Annotated in this window: 6 protein-coding genes; 3 read left to right on the top strand and 3 right to left on the bottom strand. The window is 55.3% G+C overall.

Annotated elements, in window-relative coordinates; translation table 11 throughout:
* Positions 1-148: 148 nt before the first annotated feature.
* The 3 genes from B0G80_RS19990 to B0G80_RS19980 all read right to left on the bottom strand — a co-directional run bounded on the left by B0G80_RS19990 (position 149) and on the right by B0G80_RS19980 (position 8,010).
* On the bottom strand, positions 149-1,258 hold the full coding sequence (locus tag B0G80_RS19990) for an acyltransferase (RefSeq protein WP_116119125.1): 1,110 nt from the start codon (positions 1,256-1,258) through the stop codon (positions 149-151).
* A gap of 198 nt (positions 1,259-1,456) precedes the next feature.
* Complete coding sequence (locus tag B0G80_RS19985) at positions 1,457-6,595, bottom strand: glycoside hydrolase family 99-like domain-containing protein (RefSeq protein WP_258878920.1); 5,139 nt, start codon at positions 6,593-6,595, stop codon at positions 1,457-1,459.
* A gap of 11 nt (positions 6,596-6,606) precedes the next feature.
* The gene (locus B0G80_RS19980) at positions 6,607-8,010 is read right to left on the bottom strand and encodes an ABC transporter ATP-binding protein (protein ID WP_116119123.1); all 1,404 of its coding nucleotides are present in this window, start codon (positions 8,008-8,010) and stop codon (positions 6,607-6,609) included.
* Positions 8,011-8,603: 593 nt separating this feature from the next.
* Here B0G80_RS19980 and B0G80_RS19975 point away from each other — a divergent pair.
* The 3 genes from B0G80_RS19975 (at position 8,604) to B0G80_RS19965 (ending at position 11,834) form a co-directional block, all read left to right on the top strand.
* Positions 8,604-9,419 carry a sulfotransferase gene (locus B0G80_RS19975; protein ID WP_116119122.1) on the top strand — a complete coding sequence of 272 codons (816 nt, stop codon included), beginning with the start codon at positions 8,604-8,606 and terminating at the stop codon, positions 9,417-9,419.
* 212 nt (positions 9,420-9,631) lie between these two features.
* The gene (locus tag B0G80_RS19970; RefSeq protein WP_116119121.1) at positions 9,632-10,456 is read left to right on the top strand and encodes an ABC transporter permease; all 825 of its coding nucleotides are present in this window, start codon (positions 9,632-9,634) and stop codon (positions 10,454-10,456) included.
* Positions 10,446-11,834: an ABC transporter ATP-binding protein gene (locus B0G80_RS19965; protein ID WP_116119120.1), complete on the top strand. Its 1,389-nt coding sequence runs from the start codon at positions 10,446-10,448 to the stop codon at positions 11,832-11,834. The genes B0G80_RS19970 and B0G80_RS19965 overlap by 11 nt, the downstream gene beginning before the upstream one ends.
* The last annotated feature ends 9 nt before the right edge of the window (positions 11,835-11,843 follow it).

Genomic DNA, 11,843 nt, shown 5'->3' with positions numbered 1-11,843 from the left:
TGACCACGCCCGGAGGAATTTGGGTGACCGCCCGGGGTATTTACGTTATGCGTTGCCGACGGCACATTCCTTCTCGATGAACCGAGTACTTTGTCTCGTGACATTAGTTCCGCTCTGCTATTCTCGTCGGGTCAACCGCGCGTGGCGCCTACGCAGCCCTCCCAGCGACCCGCGCGGCCCAATATTTAATAATCGCCCGACCAACAGCATTTCCAGGCGTTTCAACGTATCTGTAGGTCAGATATGAAAGAAGTGCAACGACAGCAACGCCGGCAGCCAACGAGAGGAAGTACGCAATAGTGACATAGGGCACTTGCGTGTAAATCGATGCAAAGACCTTTGACATAAAATACAGTGTCGTAGCATGACTCAGATATACTGAATAACTGATCTTTCCAAAGAAACAGGTCACCCGATTTACCAATAGCTTCGGGGCCGTCACGGACAATCCTAACAAGAGCAAGCCGAAAATAACCGCCTGCACGGTTATTCCGTCGATCGGACCAACGTCGACTAGGCCGTAGGAAATCGAAATCAGTACTACCCCAAAAATTGCAATTAGCAGGTGCCCTAAGCCCAGCTCCTTCGCTTTACCCATATTGAGCAACCGATAGGTGCGGTAGACAACAATACCGAACACGAACGTCGGCAAGTGATGCAGAAGACTAAAGTTGTAAAATATTGGGGCTACGGCCGGATCCTTAACGATCAACGGGAGTGCCGCATGCCATCCGGACCGGAGCAGAAGCGCGCAGACAAATAGCGCACCAGCCCTTCCGAGATTGCCGCCATACCAAAATACGATCGGGAAAAGAAGGTAAAACAACATCTCCACGCCCAAAGTCCAACTGGCCCAAACAAAACCTTGCTCATGGCCCGGGAACAGGTTAAGCACGAAAAAGACACTGCGTGCGATTTCGCCGAGTGGATGCGAAACATCAAAAACCAGCTTGTCGCGGACGCAGTAGGCGACAATCCAGAAGTAGAACAGCGGCGCAATTCTGAAAAATCGGCGGAGAAAATAATTTGAAAGCGGGTTCTTTTCATCGCGGGATCGTGCATCCATGGAAAGACAAAGGGTAAATGCACTGACAACGAAAAATAGTGTGACTCCCGAGCCGCCCAGCCCGGTAAACGGCGCCAGCCAGCGCGGAGCCACGGCCATGGGGTTCGTGATGAGGCTGAAGTGATAGAGCAGCACGTAGATGGCCGCGAACCCACGGAGGGCATCAATGAAGTCGAGTTTTTTGGGTTGCATCAGGTTGAAATACCCTATCGAATAGGCGCGGCTATGTTGGCATCGCGGACTTGCCTAACTTGGGTCGCGACCACATTATTTTGGCTCGCCGTGAACTCGTACCACGTGTTTCAGTGCGCGGCCGCCTTGGCCTAAACGACCCAGTCGCGCAACTGTCCACGGGGTAACTAGTTGGACAGTCGCGCGGACTGCCTACTCTCAGCTACTGGCGCTCGGCGAGAGCGGCTTAAGCAAGCCCTCATCAAGGTTGAACTGCGAACACAGTCTTTGCGCGTAAGAGTCAGCAAGCGCAACCACGAAAGGATCGAGCCCGTATTTCTCCCGTACCCACAATTGAATAGCGCGAATCTCCTTCAACTGCGCTTCGCCGAATCCCCCAATGGTGACGCTGCTGCCATGACGACGATGCAGATTCAGCGCATCAGGCACAAAAGTCACATTGCCCTCTTCGAGGACACGCAGATAGACCATCCAGTCACCGGCAACGCGGTATTGGCACACCTCGTCGAAACGTTTGCGCAGTACGTTCAAGAGTTCTTCGCGGCGAAACACGACCGCACTAACATTCGGGATCGTGTTCTTGACGGCCAGCGCGTCACGAATTTCTGTAACCCCCGCATTCAGATAAGGTTCGTTCCACTTGCTTAGGGAAATGTCAGCTACGTAGTCGTGATAGTTTTCCGACATGACTTCCCCGGTTTCGGTCATCTGCTTTGACTCGCAATAGCTGAGCACCGTCCCGTCAGTACTGAAACCGGACATTACTGCAGAAAGAAAATCGGGCAGCGCGAGATCATCGGCCTCAGCGATCCAGATATAGTCGCCGCGCGCAACCTCGGCGCCACGCTTCCACTGGGCGAACACCGAACCTGAATTGGATTCGTTCAAGATCAATCGGTTGTCAACCGATTGATTGGCAAGTTTCGCCTTGATCACCGACACACTGTCGTCCGTCGAACAGTCATCAAGCACGATCAGTTCATAGATCGGATACTTTTGCTTGAGAACCGACTCAAGCCGCTCCTCAACGAACCTTGCATAGTTATAGTTCGGAACTATCACCGACGTGCGCCTGAACCCGCACCCAAGCAAATCGAGGAGATCAAACAGATAGTGTCTGAAGGAAAACTCCTCGGCAATGATACGAGCGCCTGTCATGCCCATCTGATGTGCCCGATCGGGCGTGTTCAACAGGTCACGTACCGCACCAGCAAAGGCTGAAAAATCTTCGGTCGGAGCCAACAATCCACAGCCCCTTGATAGCAACTCAGTTGCACCGGTCGCGCCTTCGAACGCAACAACCGGCACGCCGACTTCGAGTGCCTCGAGCACAACAGAGGGAAATGGATCTTCCCGTGAGGTCAACGCCAAAACGTCAGCGCCCGCATAGTAAATATCTGTATCGGACTCGAGCCCCGGAAAGATGAAGCGTGCGGCGGCGCTGTGGTGCTCAAGCAAACCTTGTACATCACTCCGAGTTTGCGTGTCCCAATGACCTACCCAGACAAAGTACACGTCCCGTAGATGCGTCGTCAACTCGCAGCCGATCCGCGCAAATATATCCGCACCCTTCCGGCGATCGGCAAAACCGACACCCAAAACAATCTTTGCGCCGTTAGGCAAATGCAGCTTTTCCCGCAGCCGAGAACGTGCCCGCTCACGATCGCCGCGAAGCTGGTTCCGCTTGTAGAGTCCCTGCGGTCGCAAACGCGTCCTCCCGTCTGGAATAGGCGCAAGTTGCTCGAACGACTTTTGAACCGACGCTGCCGGAAAAACAACCGCCTCCGCGTGTTCACTGATCTGCTGCGCGTGGCGCACGAGCCCGTATTTGCTCAACATGCCTTGCAATTCGTGGACAAGCGCAACGCACCTGAGGCCAGCGTCCGCCAGTGTGCCAGCGAATAAACCCGACACTGTCGTGTTGCATATCGCGGCTTTGAACCCGTTGCGAACAAACCGCTGCGCCAATGCGCGAGCCTCGTCACCTTCTGGATCTACACGACTCAGGTCATGCACCGTACCCCAACGCGCAAATTCGGCTTTAAGAGGACCTTCGCCGAGCAAAACAATGGCGATTTCGACACCAAAATCCGTCGCAAGCGTTCGGGCAAGGTTCAATGCAAGGAATTGCGCACCATGCGGATGGGCATCATGCGATACAACCACCACTCGGCGTCCACTCGTAATTGCGTTGGCTCGGGTCAACGCGTCATTGGTCGCTTGCAACCAGGCATAGCCGTATTTACGGTCCGGCTCAAGGTGCGCACCCTCCGCCCACTCGTTCCACGCGTTAATGAAAACAAGCCGCTCGTCGGGCGCCGCTATCTGGCGGATAGTGTCGGCAGCTACGGTGTACAGCCACTCCTCGTAGAGCTTCGGCGTCGAGCCAACGAAAACCGTTCCCTTGCCGGGCTTGCGTGCCTCATTGTCCCAGGACGGCGTGACTCCCCGAAACAGCTTGTAATCAGGCGGCTCGAACGTACGGCTTCGTTCCGCATAGTGCGTCCAGTCAAGTACGTGTCCAGCGAAATCACGGTTGATCAACGTGACGCTGTCAGCGCGAGACGGTGGCTGACTATTATTCGGCGGAAACTCCACTGCGGCGTCGAACCCATAGTCACGCGGATCGACCTTCTCAAACGATTGCGTGTATGCAAGATACAGTTCACCCAAGCCGTTTTCACGTGCCCACTCACGCCAGCGTTTAACCGTCGCCTTGGCGTCAGGAAGCAGATTTGGACGATACACCATGAGATACGGACGGCCACCAATACGGATGTATCGCGGATCGCGCATGTATTGGGAGACATGCTCGATGAATGCGATATCGTCTTCAGGAGAGTGATGCTGAGAAATCAGCAATTCCTGATCGAGTCCATCCCAACGCCGCGTCCAGTTCTCGTTGGCCCAACACAGACAAAATGGCAGATCGAATTCCGAATGCTCGAGATACTGCAGGATCGGCGCCTCCATTAACCGCTTGCCACCAAACCAATAGAAGTAGAAGCAAAATCCACCAAGACCGGCAGCCTTCGCTAGTTCGACCTGCCGGCGCTGCACGTCGGGGATGCGAAGGTCGTAAAAGCCAAGCTCACCCGGCAAGTGAGGTTGGTAGTGCCCTGCGAACTGTGGCACGGCCCTGGTGACGTTCGTCCACTCCGTGAAACCTCTCCCCCACCACTCGTCGTTTTCCGCGAAGGGATGATATTGCGGAAGGTAGAAAGCAATTGCCCGAACCGGCACTTCGCGCGGCACAACAGGTGGGAATGCCTGGTAGTCAGCCGACGGGCTGACGGCAGTCACCGGTAGAACCTGCGATACCAGGTTCGCCTCATCTATCTGCGGCATCGGCGCCATCGAACCGGGTTCTGAGTCGCCAGTCGGCCCAGCGAGAACGGCTACCTGTGCCCCACGAATTCGTGCCCGCAGCTCGGCCCAGTCTCTGTACGCGCGGGTGTGTGCAAAGAAACTAGGGAAAAATCGAAAGCATGCGCCTTTAGCCCGCCGCTTGAATCTCTCCGACACGGGCGTTAGCCGATATACCATTTTTGCAGCCGACCGGACCGCCGTCGCGCGCTGTTCGCCGCCCTTGACCAGTCTTCCGATAAATCGATACGGCTTCGTGATCTTCCACGACGTGCTCGAAACGATTCTGCTCAATTGTTCATGATGCAACCGCGCCTGCGCGTCACGTTGCCGCAGTTCTGTGACGAGCCTGCTATGCTGACCGGCAGCAACCTCGCGTTCGCGATCAAGCCCAGCGATGCGCTGATCGCGGTCGTGGATTCCATGCTGCAACTCAGCCAGACGTGCCTGCGTTTCAGCTAGCCGCGCCTGCGTTTCAGCCTGAACCCTGCCCGCCTCTGCGACAGCCTCCCGAGCGCGATCAAACGCGCGCCATCGATTCCCCAATCCGCCGTGTGTCGATGATGCGCTTCGCGCAACGGTTGCGGAATGGTCCAACTGATCCGTCGTCGCATCTTCCGCGCTATGACCGACATCTGCTATTACGTCGATGTCGTGCATTAGCGCGCTCATGTGCAAATCCGTCTCACGCAGCAAATCCCCGACGCTTTCGACATTCCCCAACGCGGCGAATCGCACGACCACTACCCAGCCTTGAGCCGCTCGGGCAAGCGTTTCTTGAGGAACGGGGAGTTCGAACCACGGATCGTCAGAGGTCACGACCAAGCTAGCCGGCTCAACCGACGAGAGAAAGTACGCCCCGAGAACAGGCGCCAGTGATTGAGGCTTCCCATCCCACGACCAAGCGACGGTCCCTTGCGCATCCAGAAGCTGAATGCTCGTGAGACGCATGACGCATGGCCGATCACTCAGATCTAACCTTAGCCCACGCACCGCTACAATCGCCCCCGGCTCCCGGATTTCCAGGCGTACAGAGCGCTCGGTATCGTCGGCCAGAACATAGCAACCAATCGCGTGCCGCTCGCTCCACGTGTCCTCCGATACGACATGCCAGTATAGTTTGCATTCAATGCGGCCGTCTTGCACCTTTCCCAAATTGGCACTGACCGTTTGTGCCGCCTCGTACACGCTACTATCTAGCGCCGGCAGTGCTCCGTCAGACGCCACGGCAACAAAGTAGAGAGGCCGTGCCACGCCTGGCAACTCCGGCGCATGGGCCGAATCCTCGGCCGGTAGGGTACGCAAATGAGACGTTTCATCCGCCAGCGGCGACAAGACTGAGCCGGTTACTACCCGCTGCCCATACATGCCGATATTCGCGAATTGCGAACGCAATAGCGATTCGAATTCGTCCAGATACAGCTCTTTAACGTGCCAAGGATTGGCGTAACCCGTTACGTCCGAATACTCGTATTTATTCGGACTTGATATCACCAGAACTCCACCCGGCCTAAGTACCCGCTTGATCTCACGAATCATTGCTTCGTGCTGGTCATGATGTTCGATCGTTTCGAAACTCACCACCAGATCAACGCTCGCGTCCTCAAGCGGAATAGCGGCCGCGGAACCCACCCTGAACTCCAGATTCAAGGCTTGATGCCGATAGTGCGCCTGCGCATGTCGTACGGCTTCCTCGCTGATGTCGACGCCGACAACAGACGCCGCCAGACTGGATAACGCGTACGAGCCATAGCCCTCGCCGCAGGCAATATCCAGCACGCGCATGCCGACGGCCAACTTCCGAGCGACCATGTACCGGTGCATGTGCTCAAGCTCAATTTCTGTAGACATGCCTGGGATGTAACGTTCACCATCCCATGCGAGATCTTGCTCGGGTTGAGCTGCCTGTTCGGGCTCAACGCCACTATTCGGCATTTCGCCGCGAAATTCTTCCAAACGGTTGTTCGACATAAAAGCTCTGGTTACCGGACGGCGGACGAGGTGGTGACGCCAACCCGGAGCATTGGAATAGCGAGAAGATGGTGAGCGGTGCTTGACGTATGAACCTTGACGGGCAGTGCGTCATGTATCCAGTGAAGCTGCACGTGCCTCTGTTGCGTTCCGTCAGCAACCGCCACGTTGATGGAATAATTCCCAGTGGGCACTATTGGCATCGCGAACGTGAAACGCGCGACGAGGATATCCCCCTCGATGCATGAAACAGGCCGATTCCGATAGGTCTGGTAAGTGTTGTCTCCGAAGAGCGGCTGACCCAGACTATCGTTGAAGAAAAATCCTACAATTGCAGACTCGATCTCACTCCTGATCTGGACTGTGACGCGAAGAGTGACTGGTTCCCCACCGACAACCCAAGCGAGGGACGATCCACCTTCATCAACGAGCTCGACGCCCACGATGCGGGCGTCACCACGACCGAAGGACGCAGACGTCGGCTCGAACGGCAATACCTCAATGTCATTGCGATATTTCGAATGGTTGACCATTGATAGCCGACTGTCACGCCGAGCTTCCAATACGAGCGAGCATGGGGCTCCGCTAGCCGGCGCTGCTGCAGGCTCGCTGGGAGCAGACACCGGGCCAGCCTCATAATACGCGTCAAGGTAGGCTTCACACACCTCGTCAGCATCGCCGGCGCGCATCACGACGCCCTTGTCGATCCAGATTACGCGTGTACAGAGCTTTTTGACCGTGGACGTGTCGTGACTTACGAACAGAATCGTTCCGCTTTCTCGAAAACGGTCCATGAAACGCAGACACTTTTGATTGAAAAAGGCGTCGCCTACCGCCAAGGCTTCGTCAACTACGAGGATATCGGCATCGACGTGCGCGATGACTGCAAAGGCTAGACGCACGAACATGCCGCTCGAGTAGGTTTTGACTGGCTGGTCAATGAAATCGCCGATGTCGGCAAAAGCGATAATGTCAGCGAGCCGCTCGTCGATCTGTCGGCGTGTGAGCCCATGCAACTGACCGTTGAGGTAGATATTCTCCCGACCAGTATATTCGAGATCAAATCCGGACCCTAGTTCGAGGAGAGCAGCAACGCGACCAGTGACCTCAACGGAGCCATTCGTAGGATTTAATGTCTGACATACAATTTGCAGAAGCGTACTTTTGCCCGAACCATTGCGTCCGATCACTCCGATCGTTTCCCCTTTGGCAACCTCGAAACTCACGCCATTTAACGCCCAGAAAGTCCGGCCATATTTTTCCGACTTCTCACGGACAAGCTGCCGCGCAGTCGAGTTCGGCAAAACGCGACTGGCTGCGCTAAGCACCCCCTGCTTCAAACGATCTGCAGGCACCTCATAAGAGCTAAAGCCCTTTGTCACTCCTGACGCGCGAATGACAATCTGACTACACATGGAAGCTGCTTCCTTTGAAGGTGCCGGGGACCGCCGCCTTAGGGAGGACGGCCCCGCGAAGGGTTTTAACCACATTATTTTACCAAATCCATGCGCCTCCCATCCCGCGTTGAACGAAGACGGGGATACCAAGGCACTGCAATTGCTTACACTGAAAGGTCGGTAACGTTGAGTAACCATTGGCCGATACCTTACAATTTGCGATCTGCAACAATGAACGGCGTTGGGGGAATGCACATCGGCTTTGTTGTTGGTCGCGCCCCGAATTCCCCGCAACGCCGCACCGGCCCCCCGGTTACGGTTGGCGAGGCGAGGGCCCCGGTTACAAGGAGTATTCGCCCTCACATATGCCACGTACCTGCAGGCCGACAGTGCTGTGCGCACCAACCTCGAAAAGGACGACCCTGACCTGCGAATTGCTCCCGTTCACCCATGAACCACCCATTCCGGAAACTGTGCCCCGTTTGCCTAATCAGCTCTGCCTTGTAACCGCCGCCCCTTCAGCGGCGAGACAATCAGCTCTTTAAAAACACCGAGCTAGTCCGTGTCCAGGTAAATGCCTGACGCAACTGGCCGCTACCATTCTCACCGCCATGTTCATCATCTTTGGATCACCACGTTCCGGCACGACATTGTTGAAAGAGTCCCTGAATTTGCATCCGGACATCTTCATTCCAATGCAGACGACCATCATTAGCACAACGGCTCACATTATTGGAACCATTGGTTCGTGGGAAAAGGCCGTGAAGGTAGTGGCCGAAGCAATCGTTGCATCCGACGATTACCCAACTATTTTTGCCCCCTACCTAACCGAAGCCGAGGTACGCACGACACTCGATACAGCAGCCCCCTCGCTGGCTGGCGTTCTCGACGCGTTGTATGGCGCGCTAGCAAGCAAGCTCGACAAACTGCTTTGCGGCGACAAATCGCCTGATGACCTGCTTTCTATTCGGAAGTTAGAACAGGTCGGCTTGCTTGACTCGCAACTCAAGTTCATTCACATCGTACGGGATGTTCGCGGTTCGGTCGCGTCGCTCCTGAACGTAGACTGGGCGCCAGCGGGGATCGAGGAGTACTTTCCGCGAATCTGGAATTACACTAATTTACATCTGTATAAGAAGATGCACGGACGGCACAACTATGTGCTCATAAAATATGAAGACCTGGTCGCGACCCCCAATGCGGTACTCACGCACATATGCGATATGTTGGGCCTGCCCTTCAGTGACTCAATGTTAGATGCAAGCAAACGCGGACCGGAGCTGAGAACGAATCCCAGCCATCGGAATCTCGCTCAGCCGTTTCTTACAGACAGGATCGATGTTTGGCGCAGTCAACTCCCGGCAGACGTTAGCGCGCACTGTGAATATAGCGCGCGGGAGGCAATGTATACGTTTGGTTACAAATGATGCATCGAGGAAGCGCGCCGCAACCTCACAGCCGCCGCCGCAAAAAGAGCAAAGTTGCTATGCGATAATACGCGGCGGCTGCGTTGGTTTTGGCGAATCGAAAGGTGAGTACCGACGCGGCAATGCCACGTCGATCGTGGCCGGCATGGCCGCGATTCCCTGCCAGATGGGGCTCGCCCACCCGTATACGCTGTTTCCTCTAGCTCAGACCCATGCAAAGTTTTAGTGCCTCGCCGATGTACCTTGTTACATCGATGGTAAAGAACCGCCGACTGATGTTCGATCTCGCGCGCCGGGATGCTGTTGGACGATACAAAGGCTCCATGCTGGGCATTTTCTGGTCGCTGCTCACGCCGCTCCTAATGCTGAGCGTGTATACGTTCGTGTTCAGCGGCGTGTTCAAGTCCCGCTGGGGGAACAGTGCTACGCCAGGATCGCACGCTCAATTCGCGATCGTACTGTTCGCGGGCATGATCATGTTCAATGTCTTCTCCGAGTGCGTGAATCGAGCACCCGGCATGGTGCTCGCGAACACTAACTTCGTAAAAAAGATCGTTTTCCCGCTCGAGATTTTGCCTTGTGTCTATCTGCTCTCCGCACTCTTTCACGCCTGCGTGAGCATTGCGATTCTGCTCGTTGCTGAACTGTTAATCCAAGGTTCCATACCCGTCACTGCTCTGCTGCTACCACTTGTACTGGTCCCCTTGTGCCTGCTGATTCTTGGCGTTTCTTGGGCCTTGTCCGCAACCGGGGTGTTTTTGCGTGATATTGGTCAAACCATCGGCATCTTCGTGACCGCGCTGATGTTCTTGTCTCCAATCTTCTTCCCGGTCTCTTCGCTGCCCCCCAGATTTCAGCAATTTGTGTATTGGAACCCTCTGACGTTTCCCATTGAACAAAGCCGCAATGTGCTGATATGGGGAAAGCCGATTGATTGGACGATTTGGATCGTCTATCTGGCGGTGAGCGCACTTGCGGCGTGGATCGGCTTCGTCTGGTTCCAAAAGACTCGCAAGGGATTCGCTGATGTCGTCTGACGCCGTAATTCGCGTATCTGGCTTGGGAAAGGGTTTTCGCGCATATGACCATCCCTCCCATCGGCTCAAACAATCGCTCTACAACTTTATCGCCCAAATCGCTCCGGCTCCGGGTCTAAGGGCAAAATTCCGAGAGCGCGCGCAGGAGGCCGCACGCACATTCTGGGCGTTACGCGACATCGATCTCGAAGTTCGTCGAGGCGAGACCGTTGGCATAATCGGACGGAATGGTTCGGGAAAAAGCACACTGCTGCAAATTATCTGCGGAACGCTGTCGCCAACCGAAGGTTTGATACAGACACATGGACGCATAGCGGCATTGCTGGAGCTTGGCTCCGGGTTCGACACGGAATTCACAGGCCGTGAGAATGTGTATATGAATGGCCAGTTGCATGGGCTGTCAAAGGCGCAGATCGATCAGCGCTTTGACGACATCGAAGCCTTCGCCGACATAGGTAAGTTCATCGACCAACCCGTGAAAACATACTCAAGCGGCATGTTCGTCCGCCTCGCGTTCGCCGTAATCGCGCACGTCGATGCCGACATCCTGATAGTGGACGAAGCGCTTGCAGTTGGCGACGCTTTCTTCACCCAGAAGTGCATGCGTTTCTTGCGAAAATTCATGCAGACAGGGACGATCCTGTTTGTGAGCCATGACTCTTCTGCTATTAGAAGCCTATGCACGAAGGCAGTCTGGATAGACAGAGGCTCATTGATCGAATCGGGCGACCCGAAGGACGTATGCAATCGCTATTTGGAAGCCTACTACGAGGCTCAACAAGGCAAACGCAGGATAGATTCGAAAGTGGAACCGCTACCGACCGCAGTCGATGGCGCTCGGAAAGACCAACGCAAGAAATTCACGCATAAGCCTCTGATTGAATTTACAAATTTCGTGTTCGACCCATCTGCGGCAGGAGATCAGAATGGCGCGGCCATCATTGTGGCCGCTCAGTTGATCAAGGAAGACGGCAGCCCAATGTCCTGGACTGTCGGTGGGGAAATCGTCACATTGCGCATCAGCGCGAAGATCATTGGACACGTTGGCCAGCCAGTAATCGGCTTCTCGGTGAAGGACAGGCTAGGACGTATGCTCTTCGGCGACAACACGTTTTGGATAACACGCGACAAATCATTTGAATCATCCGGTCAAGAAACCATGACCGCTGATTTTACGTTTGCAATGCCAATTTTGACGCCCGGAGACTACGCTATCGACGTGGCAATTGCCGACGCTTCGCGTTCATCGCAGCAAGTATCGCATTGGCAGCACGAGGCATGTTTCTTTAAATCAGAGGCAGCAACCTCCTCCACCGGCTTAGTGGGATTGCCGATGAGCGAAGCGTCGTTGACGCTTCGCCACACCGAGACACCCTGACGGAGCCGC

Source organism: Paraburkholderia sp. BL6669N2 (assembly GCF_003387275.1).
GTDB lineage: Bacteria > Pseudomonadota > Gammaproteobacteria > Burkholderiales > Burkholderiaceae > Paraburkholderia.
This window is presented reverse-complemented; position numbering and strand designations above follow the sequence as displayed.

What these genes read in the sequence shown, in the direction of transcription:
- B0G80_RS19990 (WP_116119125.1), bottom strand. Translation starts at nt 1,258, where the DNA reads ATGCAACCCAAAAAACTCGACTTCATTGATGCCCTCCGTGGGTTCGCG.
- B0G80_RS19985 (WP_258878920.1), bottom strand. Translation starts at nt 6,595, where the DNA reads ATGTCGAACAACCGTTTGGAAGAATTTCGCGGCGAAATGCCGAATAGT.
- B0G80_RS19980 (WP_116119123.1), bottom strand. Translation starts at nt 8,010, where the DNA reads ATGTGTAGTCAGATTGTCATTCGCGCGTCAGGAGTGACAAAGGGCTTT.
- B0G80_RS19975 (WP_116119122.1), top strand. Translation starts at nt 8,604, where the DNA reads ATGTTCATCATCTTTGGATCACCACGTTCCGGCACGACATTGTTGAAA.
- B0G80_RS19970 (WP_116119121.1), top strand. Translation starts at nt 9,632, where the DNA reads ATGCAAAGTTTTAGTGCCTCGCCGATGTACCTTGTTACATCGATGGTA.
- B0G80_RS19965 (WP_116119120.1), top strand. Translation starts at nt 10,446, where the DNA reads ATGTCGTCTGACGCCGTAATTCGCGTATCTGGCTTGGGAAAGGGTTTT.